Origin of the sequence: Intestinimonas sp. RTP31139st1_F5_RTP31139_211217, from assembly GCF_040226735.1 — a bacterium.
Lineage (GTDB): Bacteria > Bacillota > Clostridia > Oscillospirales > Oscillospiraceae > Intestinimonas > Intestinimonas butyriciproducens.
This window is the reverse complement of the sequence record NZ_JBCOAQ010000002.1, coordinates 169,090-186,548: the sequence shown is the minus strand read 5'-3', so window position 1 is coordinate 186,548 and position 17,459 is coordinate 169,090. Positions and strand designations below refer to the sequence as shown.

General features: G+C 52.7%; 15 protein-coding genes. All 15 read left to right on the top strand.

The features are described 5' to 3' along the window. Positions 1-41 precede the first annotated feature (41 nt). The 15 genes from ABUA09_RS03215 to ABUA09_RS03145 all read left to right on the top strand — a co-directional run bounded on the left by ABUA09_RS03215 (position 42) and on the right by ABUA09_RS03145 (position 17,400). A complete protein-coding gene (locus tag ABUA09_RS03215; RefSeq protein WP_044940852.1) occupies positions 42-644 on the top strand; it encodes an MptD family putative ECF transporter S component in 603 nt (200 codons plus the stop codon). Positions 645-759: 115 nt separating this feature from the next. Further along, a complete protein-coding gene (locus ABUA09_RS03210) occupies positions 760-1,533 on the top strand; it encodes an energy-coupling factor transporter transmembrane component T (RefSeq protein ID WP_044940855.1) in 774 nt (257 codons plus the stop codon). 1 nt (position 1,534) lies between these two features. Continuing rightward, positions 1,535-3,001, top strand: a complete 1,467-nt coding sequence (locus tag ABUA09_RS03205; RefSeq protein WP_044940857.1) for an ABC transporter ATP-binding protein — start codon at positions 1,535-1,537, stop codon at positions 2,999-3,001. Positions 3,002-3,016: 15 nt separating this feature from the next. Continuing rightward, complete coding sequence (locus tag ABUA09_RS03200) at positions 3,017-4,801, top strand: ABC transporter ATP-binding protein (RefSeq protein ID WP_044940859.1); 1,785 nt, start codon at positions 3,017-3,019, stop codon at positions 4,799-4,801. Beyond that, positions 4,802-6,550, top strand: a complete 1,749-nt coding sequence (locus ABUA09_RS03195; protein ID WP_044940862.1) for an ABC transporter ATP-binding protein — start codon at positions 4,802-4,804, stop codon at positions 6,548-6,550. Between the two features lie 16 nt (positions 6,551-6,566). Then, the gene (locus ABUA09_RS03190; RefSeq protein WP_044940864.1) at positions 6,567-6,935 is read left to right on the top strand and encodes a metal-dependent transcriptional regulator; all 369 of its coding nucleotides are present in this window, start codon (positions 6,567-6,569) and stop codon (positions 6,933-6,935) included. A 37-nt stretch (positions 6,936-6,972) separates the two neighbouring features. Beyond that, positions 6,973-7,371, top strand: coding sequence for a winged helix-turn-helix domain-containing protein (locus ABUA09_RS03185; protein WP_050001707.1), 399 nt, complete (start codon positions 6,973-6,975; stop codon positions 7,369-7,371). A 207-nt stretch (positions 7,372-7,578) separates the two neighbouring features. Further along, positions 7,579-8,553 (top strand): helix-turn-helix domain-containing protein, encoded by a 975-nt coding sequence (locus ABUA09_RS03180; RefSeq protein ID WP_080744449.1) that lies wholly within the window; start codon positions 7,579-7,581, stop codon positions 8,551-8,553. Positions 8,554-8,720: 167 nt separating this feature from the next. Beyond that, positions 8,721-9,674 (top strand): ABC transporter permease, encoded by a 954-nt coding sequence (locus ABUA09_RS03175; RefSeq protein WP_044940867.1) that lies wholly within the window; start codon positions 8,721-8,723, stop codon positions 9,672-9,674. Next, positions 9,671-10,489 carry an ABC transporter permease gene (locus ABUA09_RS03170; protein ID WP_044940869.1) on the top strand — a complete coding sequence of 273 codons (819 nt, stop codon included), beginning with the start codon at positions 9,671-9,673 and terminating at the stop codon, positions 10,487-10,489. Before ABUA09_RS03175 ends, ABUA09_RS03170 begins: the two co-directional genes overlap by 4 nt. After that, on the top strand, positions 10,470-11,258 hold the full coding sequence (locus tag ABUA09_RS03165) for an ABC transporter ATP-binding protein (RefSeq protein WP_172748790.1): 789 nt from the start codon (positions 10,470-10,472) through the stop codon (positions 11,256-11,258). The genes ABUA09_RS03170 and ABUA09_RS03165 overlap by 20 nt, the downstream gene beginning before the upstream one ends. After that, positions 11,249-12,067, top strand: a complete 819-nt coding sequence (locus ABUA09_RS03160; RefSeq protein ID WP_349173251.1) for an ABC transporter ATP-binding protein — start codon at positions 11,249-11,251, stop codon at positions 12,065-12,067. Before ABUA09_RS03165 ends, ABUA09_RS03160 begins: the two co-directional genes overlap by 10 nt. Further along, positions 12,064-13,722: a nickel ABC transporter substrate-binding protein gene (locus ABUA09_RS03155; RefSeq protein ID WP_044940878.1), complete on the top strand. Its 1,659-nt coding sequence runs from the start codon at positions 12,064-12,066 to the stop codon at positions 13,720-13,722. The genes ABUA09_RS03160 and ABUA09_RS03155 overlap by 4 nt, the downstream gene beginning before the upstream one ends. Positions 13,723-13,897: 175 nt before the next feature. Then, positions 13,898-15,688: an ABC transporter ATP-binding protein gene (locus ABUA09_RS03150; RefSeq protein WP_044940881.1), complete on the top strand. Its 1,791-nt coding sequence runs from the start codon at positions 13,898-13,900 to the stop codon at positions 15,686-15,688. Next, positions 15,682-17,400, top strand: a complete 1,719-nt coding sequence (locus tag ABUA09_RS03145) for an ABC transporter ATP-binding protein (protein WP_044940883.1) — start codon at positions 15,682-15,684, stop codon at positions 17,398-17,400. The genes ABUA09_RS03150 and ABUA09_RS03145 overlap by 7 nt, the downstream gene beginning before the upstream one ends. Positions 17,401-17,459: the final 59 nt, after the last annotated feature.

Genomic DNA, 17,459 nt, shown 5'->3' with positions numbered 1-17,459 from the left:
TGCTAACCTCAACGCATATTGTTGTTTAGAGGAGGCAAAGCATGAAACAGAAGTTGAATGCGAAAGATTTTATCCTGATTGGCGTCCTGACCGCCCTCATGTGGATCATCTGCATGATTATCAGCACCATTATGAGTGTGGCCGGCCCAGTGACCAATGTGTTCTATCCATCCGTTGTCGCGATCCCCAATGGCATCGTGATGATGCTCTTACTGGCAAAGGTACCGAAAAAGGGCGTTTTCACCATCTGCTCCGCAATCCAGGCTATCCTGTTCCTGCTGGTGGGCGCTTTCTGGTTTATCCCCATCGGCTTGGTCATTGGCGGTGTGATCTGCGATTTCCTGGTCATGGGCCGGAAAGAAATCACCATGAAGTCCATGACCGTGGCCTACGCCCTGTTCAGCGCCATTTTTGCCTTCAGCGCCATCTGCCCCATCAAGTTCCTCCAGAGTGCCTTTGTGGGCGCCATGGAGAAGAACAACATTGCCCAGGAGTACATAGACGGGATGCTGAATATCACCTCCGTCCCCATGCTGGTGGTCATCGTTGCGGCCGGTTTGGTGGGTGGCCTGATCGGCGCCGTGATTGGGCAGAAGGCTTTGAAGAAGCACTTTATAAAAGCCGGGCTCGTTTCAGTCAAATAACAAGGCACAGCCCCTCGGCAGTCAATCAGACGAACGCAGGCAAGCGGGCTGCCTGATCTCAGGGCGCGGGGCCATTTTCAGCCCCGCGCTTTGATTTGGATAGGGAGGCATTGGAATGGAAGAATCACAAATCAAACAAATCATTGAACAGCAGCCCCTTCATGGGTCAGCACTGTTAGATCCCCGCTGCAAGATTTTACTTTTGGTCTGTATCGGGTTTGTCAGTTACTTTTTGGCCGGGGAGGTGGTCAGCCTTGCGCTCATGCTGGTGTATGGCCTGTTTATTGCCGTGGGGAACGGCGGAAAGTGGGCCTTGAAGATGATTGTGGTCTACATCATCGTTGCCTATCTCAACGCCCTGCTCCGCTATGTGCAGGTGCCGGTACTGAGTGTGATTATGAGCGTGTTCGGCGTGACGCTTTTGAAGCTGATCCCCATTGTGATGATGGGCCTTTGGATTTTGCGGACCACCTATATGGACGACCTGATGGTGGCGCTCCAGCGGATGCGGCTTCCCCAGGCGGTGACGATCCCGTTGGTGGTCATGTTCCGCTATATTCCCACCCTGCGGATTGAATACCGGCAGATCCGCAGCACCATGGACATCCGGGGGATCAGCGATACCTGGTGGAAACGGGTATCTCATCCTCTTGCCACCATCGAGTATATTTTAATTCCCCTGCTGATGCGGTGTCTGAAGGTCACGGACGAGTTGGCTGCCTCCGGTACCACCCGGGGGCTGGAACTGGAGTGCAAACGGTACGCCCTGCGCCCCATTCGCTTCTCCTGGCCGGAGATTCTGGTGTCCCTGCTGGGCGTCCTCTTTCTGGCGGCGCTGCTGTTCCTGGACCAGACCCGAATCGGGGAAATCATCTTGTGGAGGGTGTGACATGATCTCGTTTCAGAATTTCAGCTTTCGCTATGAAGAGAGCAAGGACTTTACCCTCCGTGGCATTGATATGACGGTGCAGACCGGCGAATTTATCCTCCTGACCGGGCGAAGCGGCTGTGGCAAGACCACGCTGATCCGCTCACTCAACGGCCTGATCCCGCACTTTTATCCCGGTGAGATACAGGGCGACCTTGTGATGGATGGGCGCTCCCTGCTGGAAATGAAGCCCGCACAGCTGGCCGGGCAGGTGGGGACGGTATTTCAGGACCCGCGCTCCCAGTTCTTCATGACGGACACTACGCGGGAACTGGCCTTTGGCTGTGAAAATATGGGCCTCCCCCGTGAGGAAACCATTGACCGCATCGCAAAAGCCGCAAAGGATCTGGAACTGGCGGACTACCTAAACCGGAGTATCTTTGCCCTGTCCAGCGGAGAGAAGCAGCAGATCGCCGTGGGCTCGGTCTATGCGCTTTCACCGAGGGTCTATATCTTCGACGAGCCCTCCGCAAATCTGGACTACGCGGCCACCAAACGGCTTGCGGAGATTATGGGAAAATTGAAGCGGGACGGATACACCATCTTTGTGGTGGAGCACCGCTTTTACTATCTGCGTGATTTAATCGACCGGGTATTTCTCATACAAAACGGGAAAATCGAACAGGAATTTACAAGGGAGCAGTTCTGTTCCTTACCGGAGGAAACGCGCATATCCTATGGGCTGCGGACTGCATATCCGGAGCGGGATGCAGAGCATGATCAGGAGAAAGAACGCCGCCCCATGGGGAAACACCTGCTGAGTGTGCAGGGTCTTTCCTTTGCTTATCCGAAAGAGCAGGAGGTCTTTCGGAATGTCAGCTTTGAAGCCCACGCTGGGGATGTGATCGGCATCCTGGGCCATAATGGAGCGGGCAAGACCACCCTCTTGTCCATCCTGACCGGCCTCTTGAAGCAGCGGAACGGCGAGATCACCTTTGACGGCAGGAAGCTCACTCCACGCCAGCGCCGGGCGCTGTCCTATCTGGTCATGCAGGACACGGATTACCAGCTCTTTGCCAGCAGTGTGGAGGAAGAACTCTCCCTGGGGATTCGGGAGAACTGCAAAGAGAAGGTGGACGCCGCGCTGGAGGCGCTGGAGCTGTCCGAATACCGGGAGCAGCACCCGGCGGCCCTCTCCGGCGGGCAGAAGCAGCGGGTCACCATTGGCGCGGCCATCGTCAAGGACAGCCCGGTGATCTATTTTGACGAGCCCACCAGCGGCCTGGACTATGACTCCATGGTGCGGGTCAGCCGGCTGATTGAGCAGTTGTCCGCTTCCGGCGTGATCGTGTTTGTGGTTTCCCACGACTTCGAGTTTATCGTCCGGACCTGTACGGAGGTGGTCCAGCTGGATGACCAGGGGGCTATTCAAAACCACCGGCTCACACCGGAGATATTGAAAGCTCTGTCGGAACAGTATTTTCATTGATGGGAGGTTGAAATCATGTTTCAAAAGGTATTTGAATACGCAGGGCCGCATAAAAAGGGCCTCTACGCGGCCACAGTGGTGGTGCTGGTCAGCGTTTTGATGGGCGTCCTGCCCTTTGTGCTGGCCTACCAAGTGATTGCTCCGCTGGTGATGGGAGCGGAACTTGACGCTTCATTTCTCATCCTGCGGGTGGCTTTGGTGCTGGTGTGCCTGGTCTTGCAGGCTGTTCTCTATGGCTGGGGGCTCAATCTTTCGCACAAGGCCGCCTATGACACGCTGCTCCGGCTGCGGACCGCCCTGCAAAAGCGGTTTGAGAAGCTGCCTCTGGGCGTGATCCAAGACAAGGGCACCGGCACAGTCAAAAAGCTGTTTGTCGATGATGTGGACAGTCTGGAGGTCCTGCTGGCCCACTCCATGCCGGAGGGGATCGCAAACCTGATGGTCCCCATCGCGGTCTATGTGGCTATGTTTTTCGTGGACTGGAAGCTGGCGCTGCTGTCCCTGGCCTCCATCCCTATCAGCCTGATCGCCATGATGACCATGTACTCGGTTGGCATGAAGAAAATGGGGCCCTACTATATGGCCGGCCAGAAGATGAACAACACTATCATTGAGTACATCAACGGCATGGAGGTTGTCAAGGTATTCAACAAGGACGCGGACTCCTATGAGCGGTTTCGCAAGGATGTTTCGGATTACCGGGATTATACTCTGGCCTGGTACAAGGCGGCATGGCCCTGGATGGCAATTTATAGCAGCCTCCTGCCCTGCACTGTGATTTTGACCCTGCCGCTGGGGGCGTGGTTTGTCCTCTCCGGCTGGTCAGCTCTGCCGGACCTGATTTTGGTGCTGTGCCTCTCCCTGAGCATCGGGATGCCGCTCCTCAAATCCCTGGGTTTCCTGCCCACCATGCCCCAGCTCAACTACAAAATTTCTGCGCTGGAGCAGGTTTTGGATGCGCCGGAGCTTCAGCAGACGCCGGACAGCTTCCACGGCAAGGACGATACCATCGTTTATGACCATGTTTCCTTTGGCTACACCAAGACACAGCCCGGCCCGGACGGAAAGCCCATGGTGGTGGAGGATGAGGTACTCCACGACATCAGCTTTACGGCCAAGGCCGGACAGAAAACGGCCCTGGTGGGAGAGTCCGGCTCGGGCAAGAGCACTCTGGCAAAACTGCTGATCCACTACTATGACCCGCAGAAAGGCAGCATCTCTATCGGCGGGCAGAAGCTGTGCGACATGAGTCTGGAAGCCCTGAACAGCCGTATTTCCTATGTGGCGCAGGATCAATACCTGTTCAACACCTCTCTGCTGGAGAATATCCGCATTGGACGGTTGAACGCTACCGATGAGGAGGTCTTGGAGGCAGCGCGCAAGGCCCAGTGCATGGAGTTTCTGGAGAAGCTGCCCCAAGGAATTCACTCCATGGCGGGCGATGCGGGTAAGATGCTCTCCGGCGGTCAGCGCCAGCGCATATCTCTGGCCCGTGCCATCCTGAAGGACGCCCCTATTGTGGTGCTTGACGAGGCCACCGCCTACGCCGATCCCGAGAACGAGGAAAAGATGGAGGCGGCGATTGCGGAGCTGGTGAAGGGCAAGACTCTGGTGGTCATCGCCCATAAGCTGCCCGCGATTATGAACGCCGATCAAATTTGCGTCGTAGACCACGGCAAACTGGTTGCGGCAGGAAAGCATCAGGATCTGATCCAGTCCTGCCCGGAATATCAAAAGCTGTGGAAGGCGGCCCAGGACAGCGCCGAATGGAACATACATACCGCAAAGGAGGGAAACTAAATGTTTGCACTGTTTTCAAGGATTTTGAAACTTGCCGGTCCATATAAAGGGCGTATTCAGGGCGCTTTTGCCTGCGCGTTTGTGGAGTCGATCCTGTCTAAAATGCCGATCTTCCTGGCCTTTGTGGTGTTGAGCGGCTTTGCCGCCGGAACATTGACCGGACAGACCTGCCTCTATGTGGGCCTTGGCCTCGCGGCGGCCGTGCTGGTGCAGATGCTGGTCCACTATCTCAGCGACAGCCTCCAGAGTGCGGCGGGCTACCTGATGTTTGCCGAGAAGCGCATGGAGCTGGGCGGACACCTGCGGAAACTGCCCATGGGCTACTTCACCTCCGGCAATATCGGCAAAATCAGTTCTGTCCTCAGCACCGACATGGTGTTTATTGAAGAAGTCGCCATGAGCACGCTGGGCAACATGATGAGCTATCTGCTCTCATCCCTGGTCCTGCTGGCGTTCATGTTCTATCTGAATTGGCAGCTGGGCTTGATCGCGGCCCTTGTGACCATCCTGGCGTGGCTGGTTTCCAGAGGGATGAACAAGGTTTCCCTGCGGGAAGCCGCTGGCCGTCAGGAGCAGAGCGAACGGCTGACGGACGCGGTGCTGTCCTTTGTGGAGGGCATCGGAGTCATCAAGAGCTATAACCTGCTGGGTGAGAAGTCGGAAGAACTGACCGGCAATTTCAAGCGGTCCAGAAATACATCCCTCGCCTTTGAACGGAAGATGACCCCGTGGACCATGGGGCTGAATGTCCTTTATGGAATCGGGATAGCCGCGATTTTTGGCCTGTCGGTCTTTCTGGAGCGGAGCGGCATTCTTTCTCTGGCCTATGTGCTGGGCGTCCTCCTGTTCGTCTTTGACCTGTTCGGGCCGCTCAAGGCGCTCTATGGCGAGGCGTCCCGTCTGACCGTGATGAACGCTGCCCTGGACCGCATTGAGGCTGTATTGGAGGAGCCGGAGCTCCCGGACACAGGAAGACAGCATATCCCGCCCCAGACACAGCCCGGACAGCCGGAAGTGCGGTTTCATGATGTGGCCTTTGCCTACCAGGACAAGGAGGTGCTGCACCACATCAGCTTCTCTATGCGCCCAAATAGCATGACCGCTCTTGTGGGGCCCTCCGGCGGCGGGAAGTCCACCATCGCCAATCTGCTGGCCCGGCTGTGGGATGTGAAAAGCGGCAGTGTTGCCATCCGGGGCGTGGACACCCGACAAGTCCCCCTTGCGGAGCTGATGGACCACATCAGCATGGTCTTTCAACGCGTGTATCTCTTTCAGGACACAATCTATAACAACATCAGTATGGGCAAGCCAGACGCCACCGAGGATGAGGTCTATGAGGCGGCGAGGAAAGCCCGCTGCTACGATTTCATCATGGCTCTGCCCGATGGATTTCAGACTGTGGTGGGAGAGGGCGGCGCAACCCTCTCCGGCGGTGAGAAACAGCGCATTTCTATCGCCCGCTGTATTTTGAAAGACGCTCCCATTGTAATTTTGGACGAGGCGACCGCCAGCGTGGACACTGACAATGAGAGCTATATTCAGGAGGCTATCTCCGAACTGGTAAAGGGTAAGACCCTGCTGGTCATTGCCCACCGTTTGAATACCATCCGGAACGCCGACCAGATTTTGGTCATCAGCGACGGACGGATCTCGCAGCATGGCACCCATGAGGAATTGATGGAACAACCCGGTATTTATCAGGATTTCGTCCGTATCCGTATGAACTCTGCCGGTTGGAGCCTGTCTTGATGGAGAGGAGCTCCCCATGAAACAATTACACGCATCTGGCGAAGATTATCTGGAAGCAATCCTTGTCTTAAAGAGGAAGAAAGGCATGGTGCGCTCCGTAGATGTGGCTCGGCACCTTGAAGTATCGAAACCCAGCGTGTGTCATGCGGTAGCCACCTTGAAAGAGGGTGGGTTTCTCACCATGGACGAAGACTCTTTCCTGCACCTGACAGATTTGGGCCGAGAGGTTGCCGAAAAAACTTATGAGAAGCACTGCTTTTTCACCCGTCTGCTGGTGGATGCAGGTGTAGAGCCAAAGGCCGCCGAGCAGGATGCCTGCCGCATGGAGCACGCAATCAGCGATGACAGTTTTCAAAAAATTAAATCAGGGCTACAGGACAAGTAAAAGTGGTCTGGCAGTCGAGGTTATCGGAGGTGATGTAGTGGGAAAACTGTTCATATTATCAGTCGAAGAAGATGATCTTGAAACCGCAGAGAAAATCATGGCCTTCATAGAGTCAACAGAACTGGTCATGTGTACGGATATTCCCTCTGCCCCTCTGCGCTACAAGGCTTTATGTATCGACGCTGCGTGCCGTCAAGTGTTTTGGCAGGGCAAATTCATAGAGCTGACCCCTATGGAGTTCGATGTATTTCATTTGCTTGCCCGGCGGCCCGGACGGGTATTTTCACAAAGGGAGATCTATGAGTTCGCCGCCCCTGATTCGTTTGATAGTAGCTGGACGGGGATCTCCAGCATCATTTACAAGCTGCGCCATAAACTGAACGCTGACTTCATCCAAACCGTGTATGGGAAGGGCTATAAATTCTTGCCGCCGTGACATCATCATTAAAGCACCTAAATGGGGAGCCTTCAGATCAGAAGACTCCCTCTTTTAGCATAGATAGGCACATCCTTATGCTTCATCTATTTATCGAGAATAGGGAGCTTGTTCAATGGTAGTGATAATATAGAAGAAATTGCGTTTTTGGATAAAGCATTATATAATACTTTGCATATAAAGGGTGTTTGCAAGGAGGGAAAATGCGTGATTAGCGATTTTAATGTGGACCCGACTGCGTTCTACAATATATATAAAACCAGGGATACGCCAGAAAATATAAAGTCACTTCTTTGCGAAGGTAACGAATCAGGCGAAGGGGTAATGCAATGCTTTGAGATTGCACCAGGCATACAGATAACATATAACGATTTGAATATGGACTCTTGTTTCCGTCCCCTCCGCTTTGAGAAAAATTTTTTGCAGATCAACCACTGTCTGGAAGGGTGCTACGAATGTGAACTGGAAGGTGGCGCAGTCAGCTTCTTGGGGGAAGGTGACCTCTGTGTGGATTACCTATCCAAAGATAAACAGGTATTCCTTGGCTCCCGTATCCCTCTGAAAAAATACCGGGGTATCACGGTGCTTCTGGAGATGGAAACGGCGCAGAAGACCCTGGACAATGGATTCCAGCAGGCAAACATCAATTTGGAGCAGATCAAAGACCGCCTATGTTCCGATGGCCGTTCTCTCATCATCAAGTCCAAGCATGAGATCGACCATATTTTCAGCGAGCTGTACTCGGTGGATGAGCGTATTCAAATCCCGTACTTCTGGATCAAGGTCATTGAGCTTTTGTTGTTTTTGAGTCTTCTGGACGGCAGTTCAGTTCGGCATCCGCAGCAGTTTTCCGCTGATATATCCAAGAGGACCCAGGAAGTCTATCAGTACATTATTGAAAATCCCTTTATGAAAGAAACTATTCCAGATTTGGCCTGTATGTTTGGTGTAGCGGAGTCCAGTCTGAAAAGATGTTTTAAGTCCATCGCCGGAATCTCCATCGGCGCCTTTGTCAAGTCCAAACGAATAGAGGCGGCCGCGGAAATGTTGATTTCAGAGCCCACTTTGAGTATTGGAGAAGTCGGCAGTGCTGCAGGTTACGAAAATCAAAGCAAGTTCTCCGCCGCTTTTAAGTCTGTCCTCGGCGTGACGCCGCAGGCATACCGTTACAAACACATTTGACCTGATTGGAGCAAAAACCGACCCGTCTGGTTATATACTGTACTTCTTTGGTGTGTTATCATAGATTGCGTGCCAACAGATAGTACAACTGGTAAGGAGCCGCTGTACTGCGGCTCCTTTTTTTAATTGACAGTTAGCGAAACCTAACCAAAAAGGGAGGATTTGAAGTGGGGAATGTGGGAGAGTTGGGCAGACGCATTGGAAAACGGCTTCTCAATTTTATTCTCGTTGTCTGGGGCGTTGTTACCCTCAGTTTTTGCCTACAGGTTTTTACAGGGACAGACCCAGCAGAGATGATTGTCCGTAAAGTCAATGTGTTGGCAACTGAAGAGCAGATTCAAGCAGTGCGCGAGAGCCTGGGACTGGATGCGCCCTTTCTGGAACGCTATACCGACTACATAAAAGGAGTGCTGACAGGGGATTTGGGGACGGCCATTACTAACCGCCAGCCAGTCATTGAGAATATCAAAGACGCGCTTCCTGTGACCTGTACATTGATTGTAATGGCGATGGTCTGGGTAATTCTTTTTACGGTGCTGCTCTCTGCAATCTCGGTCATACGAAAAGGCGGCATTTTCGACAATGTAACCCGTATCGTCTGCATCATCGGGATATGTGTTCCGAGTTTTTGGCTGGCCCTCCTTCTGCTGGCGGCTTTCGCCGTCCAGATTCCTATTTTTGATGTTATATCGGATGGCAGCTTCAAATCGCTGATCTTGCCCTCCGCGGCAATGGCGGTCCCTATTATCTGCATTGCCACCCGTGTACTTCGGGCCGCGGTACTGAGCGAGTTAAAAAGCGACTATGTGACCTACGCCAGAGCAAGAGGTCTCTCTAACACGCAGATTGTCTATGGCGAGGTGCTGCGGAATGCTCTCCCGGCCGCCATTACTTTGTTTGCCCAGTATTGCGCTGCCCTCTTTGGAACCTCCGCACTGGTGGAGAGCGTTTTCTCCATTCAAGGGCTTGGCATTTACCTAATGGAATCCTGTGAAAGTATGGATGTTTACGGAATCTCCGGCTCTATTTTGGTATGCGGCGTACTATTTGTCTTATTCAACACTCTGGCGGATGTGCTTTCCTGCGTCATTTGCCCGGCATATAGGAGGAGAACTGCATGAAACGGAAAGGGCAAATCATCGTCGGCCTAGTGCTGATCCTTATTTTTGTATTCATGGCATTGGCGGCTCCTCTGCTGGCTCCCAATGACCCCAATGCCACAAACCTTGCGCTGAAGAACGCAGCTCCCTCTGCGGAATATCCCCTCGGCTGTGACCAGATGGGACGGTGTGAATTATCCAGGCTACTCTATGGGGCGCGGTATTCCCTGGGGTTATCTATTCCGGTTTTAGTTTTTCTGGCGGCTGTTGCCCTCTTGGTAGGATGCTATTCCAGCTACAAAGGCGGGTTGTTGGATGAGGTCATGCGGATACTCTGTGATATTCTTATGGCTTTCCCCCTTATTGTAATCGCCATGGCTCTTGTATCGGCGGTGGACAACTCGGTTGCCAGTGTAATGATTGCCATTGGGGTTTCCATGCTGGCATGGTTTCTGCGAATGGTGCGTTCTTACGCCAAAACGGAGTGCGGCAAAGAGTACATCGAGGCGGCCCGGATTTCAGGGGCCTCCAGCCTCCGTATTGTTCTCCAGCACCTGCTCCCTAATGTCTTTCCGCAATTCGTGGTATATTTTACGACTGGAATCGCCACAGCCATCATGTCTGTCTCCAGCTTTGCCTTCTTGGGTGTGGGCCTGATTGCCGGAACGCCGGAATGGGGCGCCATGCTCAACGAGGCCCGGAATAGTGTCTACTCCAATCCTGCACTCCTGATTTACCCCGGCATCTGCCTGATCGTCTGCTGTGCGGGCTTCAATTTGTTGGGCGAGGGCCTCCGGGACGCCATCGGGAAGGAGGATGATATTCGTGTCGCTTGAAATTAAAGATCTGAACATCACCCTGTCTTCCGATGATCCGGTCGTAGAAAATATATCCTTCCAGCTCGAAAAAGGTGAAATGCTCTCCATCGTTGGCAGTTCCGGCGCAGGCAAGACCACCATCTGCAAAGCGGTCATGGGATTGCTGGGCAACGCTTATCGCGCCAAGGGATCTATTTTATTTCATGGGCGGGAACTGCTCACCCTGCTGGACAGGGAGCGGCGTACCATCTACGGAAAAGAGATTTGCCTGATTATGCAGAATCCTATGACCGCCTTCAATCCCTCTATCCGTGTAGCCCGTCAACTGGAAAAAACCTATCAGCTTCATCACAGTAAGACCTCCCGGAAAGAAATGTATGAAATTTTCTCAAATCTCTTGCAGCGACTTGGACTGGAGGATACAACCCGTATCTTGAACAGTTACCCGTTTACCCTGTCCGGCGGAATGCTCCAGCGGCTGATGATAGCGGCTGCTCTGATGAATAAGCCGTCGCTTCTGGTAGCAGATGAGGCTACCACTGCCATTGACGCATGTAATCGGATCGGGCTGATGCGGGAACTGAAAGGCTTCTGTCGTGAGGGAATGTCAGTTCTGTTTGTAACCCATGACCTGCGTTCAGCCTCAGTATCAGACCGTATTCTTGTCATGGATCATGGACAAGTCGTTGAACAGGGCGCGGCAGAACAGATCTTAACCGCGCCCCAAAAAGACTATACCAAACATTTGCTAAATGCTTGCCAGTTAGAAAGGAGGGAGTGGATTTGATTGAATTAAAAGATGTGAGCTGTTCCTTTTCCGACCGTTTGGCACACAAGGGCTGTTTTACCGCTGTTTCTTCTATGACAGCAAACTTTGAAGATGGCGGCCGATATGCTATTGTTGGGGAGTCTGGTTCCGGCAAGACGACCTTGGCCCGAATGATTGCCGGGCTGCAGCGCCCCAGCACCGGGACGATTTCTGTGGATGGTTCTCTGGTCTATGGGCGGACAAGGGCGGGAAAAGAACATTTCAAAAAAGTGCAGATTATCCAGCAAAACTCCGCTTCGGCGCTGGACCCCAAACTTCCGATAGGGCGATCTATTGAGGAGCCGCTACTGTGCTTCTTTCAGATGGGAAAAGTACAGCGGCGGGAGCGGTGCAGACAGCTCATGGAGCTCTGTAACCTTCCGGGGGACTACTACACCCGACTGCCCTCCGAGTTGTCGGGCGGCGAACAGAAACGGGTGGCAATCGCTCGGGCGCTGGCCGCAGAGCCGCAATGCCTCATCTTTGATGAGGCGACCAATGGTTTCGATTTGCCTTTGCGAAAGAAGATCATCGACGAGATTATTGACCTACAGCATCGACTTGGCTTTACGCTGATCTTCATTACCCACGACATGGAATTGGCCGTAGTGGTGGCGGACGAAATCTTTGTTATGAGAAATTCTAATCTGGTGGAGCACACAGCCTTCTCTGGTGACTATTCTGTATTCCAGAATCCATACAGCAGGATGTTGCTGGAGGCCAGCGGCTTGACTGATGTTCCGTCAGATCGGAATAATAAAATGAAAGAAAGGATTGTTTTGCAATGAGAATGAAACGAATTACCGCTGCACTGACGGCGGCAGTCATGGCGGTCTCGCTGGCCGCCTGCTCCAACAACGCCGACCCTGTAGGTGAAAGCAGCCAGCCCTCACAGACCGATACAGAATCCCAAGCGGTCCATCTGAACTTGGCGGAAAGCTGGGACTTCCAGTATTTCTATACCATCATCACCCCAGAAGTTTCCTCTTCCAGCGGATACGACATTACCTATTATCTGACCAGTTTTTACGATACCCTGTTTGAGTACAATACGGACGGTGAGGTGGTAGGTGTACTGGCCGAGGATTGGGCTATGAGCGAAGATGGAAAAACCTATACTTTCCAGATTAAGCAGGGGGTAAAATTCTCCGATGGCTCTGACTTGACTGCGGAAGATGTGGCGAAATCTATTCTGGCTGTCCCGGTGAATCTGGGACAGTATAATGGCTCCTATGGCCGCCTGTCTACCATCATTGAAGATGCAGTAGTTGTAGACGAATATACTGTGGAGCTTCACCTGACCCAGCCCTACTATAATACTCTGCGTGAACTGTGTCTTGCCAATCCCTTTGGCATTGTATCCAGCGAGCAATTCAATGAAGATTTGACCGCAAAAGATACCTTCCGGACAGCGACCTATGGCACTGGGCCCTATATGTACGCTGGTGATAACGATGGGCAGACCTGGAATTTTGGCCGCAACCCCAATTACTGGGGCGAGGCACCTGATGTAGACAGCTTCTCCATCAAGTATATTCCCGATAATGATGCAAAGATTCTGGCGATGCAGAACGGCGAGGTGGATTTCCTCTCCGGCATCAAGAATATCTCTGCTGAAAGTTTTGAGCAGATGGAGCAGACCGAAGGCTTCCAAGCTCAGGCGGATGAAAAGTCTCTCCAGACCTACTATGTAGGATACAATCTGAGCGATCCCATCTTTGGCGACCAAACAGTTCGTGAAGCAATTTCTTCTGCCGTTGATAAGGATGCTATTGTCGAGAGCATCTATGGCGGCCTGTACGACAAGGCAGACACCTTCTTTTCACGCAGCCTGCCCTATTGTGATGTGGAGCAGACGGTATATAATTTTGACCTGGACCACGCCAATCAGATCCTGGATGAAGCGGGTTATACTGATACCGATGGCGACGGTATTCGTGAAAAGGATGGTGTGAAGCTGTCGGCCTCGTTCATGTATCAGACAGGCTCCGCTTCGGATGACAACCTTGTTGTGTATATCTGCGACCAAGCAAGCAAAATCGGCATTGAACTGACACCGCAATCCGCCCAGATGATGGATTGGTATGCCATGGTTCAGAGTGGCGAGTATGGCCTTACGATCTTCAAGACCCAGGGCGGCTATTATGACCCGGCCAGCGTGGTGACGAACATCAATCCCGCCACCTCTATGGACCCCATCCTGATGCAAATTGGCGTTTCCCAGCCGGAGATTGCCGCTTTAGTGGATGAACTGGACTCTTCCGCCGATGAAGCTCGCATTCAGGAGATTTACAGCACTATTTTGACTACTATGGCGGACCAGTGCTTGACCACACCGCTAATTTATACCCGGCAGTTGACTGTGTACAGCGATACCGTGTCAAGTTATACCTTCCCGACTGACGCCAGCTTTACCTCTGTGCAAAATATCCATCTGAAGTAATTCATCATTATACGCCAAAAGGAGCAGACTGCCAAAAGTCTGCTCCTTTTGGCTTGGCCTGATTGGAGCATGAATATACCCGAAAGGTCGTAGACTCTGACAAGCGAAACAGTTAAACTTAAAGCATAAGGTTAGCAAGGACTAATCAAGATTTGAAAAGGAGGGCTTTGTATCCATGAAACAAAAATCCGGCGGGATCAAACGGCTGATGGAGTTCACAGGAAAACACCGTGGATTGTTAACCGTTTCCCGCATTCTATCTGGCGTCAGTTCCGTTTTTATCTTGGGGCCATTCCTCTGCGTCTATTTTGCAGCGCGTGAGTTGGTGGCCGTCTTTACTGGAACGCCATTGGACACCCAAGGACTGGTACGCTGGGGCATCCTTGCCCTGATCCTGGAGCTGATTGGGCTGCTGCTCTACTTCGGTGCCCTGCTCTGCTCCCATGTGGTGGCGTTCCATACCGAGAAAAATCTGAAAATGGCGGCGCTGCGGCACCTTGCCAAAATGCCGATGGGTTATTTTGACTTAAACCCCAGCGGTAAACTGCGGAAAATCATTGATGAAAACAGCTTCCAGACAGAAACCTTTATCGCTCACCAGCTTCCGGATCTGGTAGGTGCGCAGGTCACAATGGTCATCAGCCTGATCCTGATGCTGGCCTTTGACTGGCGGGTAGGCGTTCCCCTCCTGCTGCTTTTTGGCATTGGATTCTTCCTGCAAGGCTCCCTGATGGGGAAAGACGGCATGAAATTCATGCAGACTTATCAGGATTCCCTGGAAACAATGAATCATGAGGCGGTGGAGTACATACGAGGGATTTCCGTGGTCAAGGTATTCGGCCAAACGGTGCAGTCCATCACTAAATTCCATAACGCCATCAAATCCTATCGGAAGTTTGCGTTGGCCTATACCATGTCCTGCAAGAAGGGGATGGTAGCATTTAACTCAGTTATTAACTCCAGCTTTTTGGTGCTGGTCCCTACGGCACTCATTATCGGCCTCGTGTCTGCGGATTTGGCGGGCTTTATGCAGAGCTTCCTATTCTACCTGATTTTTTCCCCGGCGTGCGCGGTTATGCTCAACAAGATCATGTATATGACCAGCTACAAAATGCAGGCGGAGGAATCCATGCGGCGCATTGATATGATCTTGACTGCGGAGCCGCAAGCGGAAGCGCCCGTCCCGAAGCATCCGAAGATCTACGATGTATCCTTTGAAAATGTGACCTTTGCATACGAAAATACAGATCACCCGGCTGTTTCTCATTTGAACTTTACCGCCAAAGCAGGGACAACCACCGCTCTTGTAGGGCACTCTGGCTCTGGTAAGAGCACTACGGCCAGCCTGATCCCCCGTTTCTATGATGTGCAGGAAGGGGCAGTCAAAATCGGTGGTGTGGACATCCGTGAGATTGCCCATGCTGATTTGATGAAGATGGTGGCTTTCGTGTTCCAAGACCCCAAGCTGTTCAAGGACAGTCTGCTGGAAAATATCCGGGCTGGCCGGCCCACGGCTACGCGGGAGGAGGTCCTGCGGGCGGCGCACATGGCCCAGTGTGACGATATTCTGGAGAAATTCCCTGATGGTATTGACACGGTGGTAGGAAGCAAGGGCGTATATCTGTCCGGCGGTGAGACACAGCGTATTGCCATTGCCCGCGCAATTCTCAAGGACGCGCCCATCGTGGTCTTGGACGAGGCGACCGCCTACGCTGATCCCGAGAATGAGCAGCAGATTCAGCAGGCGTTTGAGGGCCTTGTAACGGGGAAAACCGTTATTATGATCGCTCACCGGCTCTCCACTGTTCAGGATGCCAACCTCATCTTGGTAATGAAAAACGGCGAACTGACGGAGAGCGGCACACACGACGCGTTAGTACAGCAGAACGGCGAGTATGCCAAGATGTGGGCGAACTACACCAAGACAACCAAGTGGCACATCGGAAATGAGGTGAAAGTATGCTGAAGCGTATGTTTGCCCTGAGCGATCAGGGGGCAAAAGATTTGAACAAAGGGATTGCTGCTACTACACTCAGCAACCTGTGCCTGATTGCGCCAGTCAGTCTGCTGGTTATGGTGGTGTGGGAACTGTTGAATGTGATTTCTGGCTCCGAGAGCAGCATACAGGATAACATTCCACTGTTTATCGGCATGACGGTAGTGCTGTTCATCGTCGTGTTTTTGACCCAGTGGCTCCAGTACAACAAGACCTATACAGTGGCCTATGAGGAAAGTGCCAACCGCCGCATTGTTTTGGCGGAGAAGCTGCGGAAACTACCGTTGTCCTTCTTTGGAAAGCGTGACCTCTCTGACTTAACAACTACCATCATGGGGGACTGTACCGCACTGGAGCGTGTATTCTCTAACGCTATTCCGCAGTTGTTCGGGACCGTGTTCATGTTTATCATTACGGCCATCGGCCTGCTGATACTCGACTGGCGAATGGGGTTGTGTATCGTAGCGCCGGTGCCTGTGGCGGCCCTGGTAGTCTTTGCGGCGCGGAAAGCTCAATCCAATGCGGAGAGCGCCAATATGGATGCCAAGCGTGCTGCCTACGATGGTGTGCAGGAGTATCTGGACACGATTCAAGAGCTGAAGTCTTGTTCCCGTGAAGATGAATATCTGGAGGGGCTGGAGAAAAAGCTGGATTATGTTGTTCGCTGTTCCTTCCGCAATGAGATCGCCCCCGGAGCGGCAACGACTACAGCTCAGTTTATCCTTCGTTTCGGTCTGGTGGCTGTCTTGCTGGTGGGCGGCTGGCTGGTGGCGGCCGGCTCCCTCTCTATTCCCATGTTCGTCCTGTATCTACTGTTTGCCGGCCGTATTTATGACCCCTTTACCAGTTGTTTTATGCTGATGGCAGAGATTTTCTCTTCCCTGGTCAGCGTAACACGCATGAAGCAGATCGACGCCACCCCGGAACAGACGGGAACGAATGTCTGCAATAATAAGGGCTATGACATTGAATTTAAGAATGTGGTTTTCTCGTACAATAAAGAGCCTGTCTTAAAAGGCGTGTCCTTTGTGGCAAAGCAGGGCGAGGTTACGGCCTTGGTGGGACCCTCCGGCAGCGGCAAGTCCACGGCCTCCAAGTTGGCGGCCCGTTTCTGGGACGCCGACTCCGGTTCGATTACCCTGGGCGGTGTAGATGTAAAGACGGTGGAGCCAGAAACCTTGTTCAAAAACTATGCCATTGTATTCCAGGATGTGATGCTCTTTGACGAAAGTGTTATGGAGAACATCCGGCTGGGCCGGGGTGATGCCACAGATGAAGAAGTCATGGCTGCGGCCAGGGCCGCCCAGTGTGAGGAGTTTATCAAGCGGCTGCCCCAGGGCTACCAGACCAATATCGGAGAAAACGGCAGCGCCCTGTCTGGAGGTGAGCGCCAGCGGATTTCGATTGCTCGCGCCCTGCTCAAAAATGCGCCTATTGTCCTGCTGGATGAGGCAACAGCTTCCATGGATGCCGAGAGCGAAACGCTGGTGCAGGACGCATTATCAGTACTGCTGAAAGATAAAACGGTCATGGTGATTGCCCATCGTATGAGGACGGTGGCGAATGCCGATAAGATTGTTGTACTGGATGATGGTAAGGTCAGTGAGATGGGTACCCCAACAGAACTGATGGCAAAGGGCGGATTGTACGCTCATCTTGTGGAGCTTCAGCAGGGACGGTAGTTTCTATCTTCTGCGCCCATTGAAAATGAAGGTGGGCGGTATGTTTTCTCTACTTGTAC

What these genes read in the sequence shown, in the direction of transcription:
- ABUA09_RS03215 (WP_044940852.1), top strand. Translation starts at nt 42, where the DNA reads ATGAAACAGAAGTTGAATGCGAAAGATTTTATCCTGATTGGCGTCCTG.
- ABUA09_RS03210 (WP_044940855.1), top strand. Translation starts at nt 760, where the DNA reads ATGGAAGAATCACAAATCAAACAAATCATTGAACAGCAGCCCCTTCAT.
- ABUA09_RS03205 (WP_044940857.1), top strand. Translation starts at nt 1,535, where the DNA reads ATGATCTCGTTTCAGAATTTCAGCTTTCGCTATGAAGAGAGCAAGGAC.
- ABUA09_RS03200 (WP_044940859.1), top strand. Translation starts at nt 3,017, where the DNA reads ATGTTTCAAAAGGTATTTGAATACGCAGGGCCGCATAAAAAGGGCCTC.
- ABUA09_RS03195 (WP_044940862.1), top strand. Translation starts at nt 4,802, where the DNA reads ATGTTTGCACTGTTTTCAAGGATTTTGAAACTTGCCGGTCCATATAAA.
- ABUA09_RS03190 (WP_044940864.1), top strand. Translation starts at nt 6,567, where the DNA reads ATGAAACAATTACACGCATCTGGCGAAGATTATCTGGAAGCAATCCTT.
- ABUA09_RS03170 (WP_044940869.1), top strand. Translation starts at nt 9,671, where the DNA reads ATGAAACGGAAAGGGCAAATCATCGTCGGCCTAGTGCTGATCCTTATT.
- ABUA09_RS03165 (WP_172748790.1), top strand. Translation starts at nt 10,470, where the DNA reads ATGATATTCGTGTCGCTTGAAATTAAAGATCTGAACATCACCCTGTCT.
- ABUA09_RS03155 (WP_044940878.1), top strand. Translation starts at nt 12,064, where the DNA reads ATGAGAATGAAACGAATTACCGCTGCACTGACGGCGGCAGTCATGGCG.
- ABUA09_RS03150 (WP_044940881.1), top strand. Translation starts at nt 13,898, where the DNA reads ATGAAACAAAAATCCGGCGGGATCAAACGGCTGATGGAGTTCACAGGA.
- ABUA09_RS03145 (WP_044940883.1), top strand. Translation starts at nt 15,682, where the DNA reads ATGCTGAAGCGTATGTTTGCCCTGAGCGATCAGGGGGCAAAAGATTTG.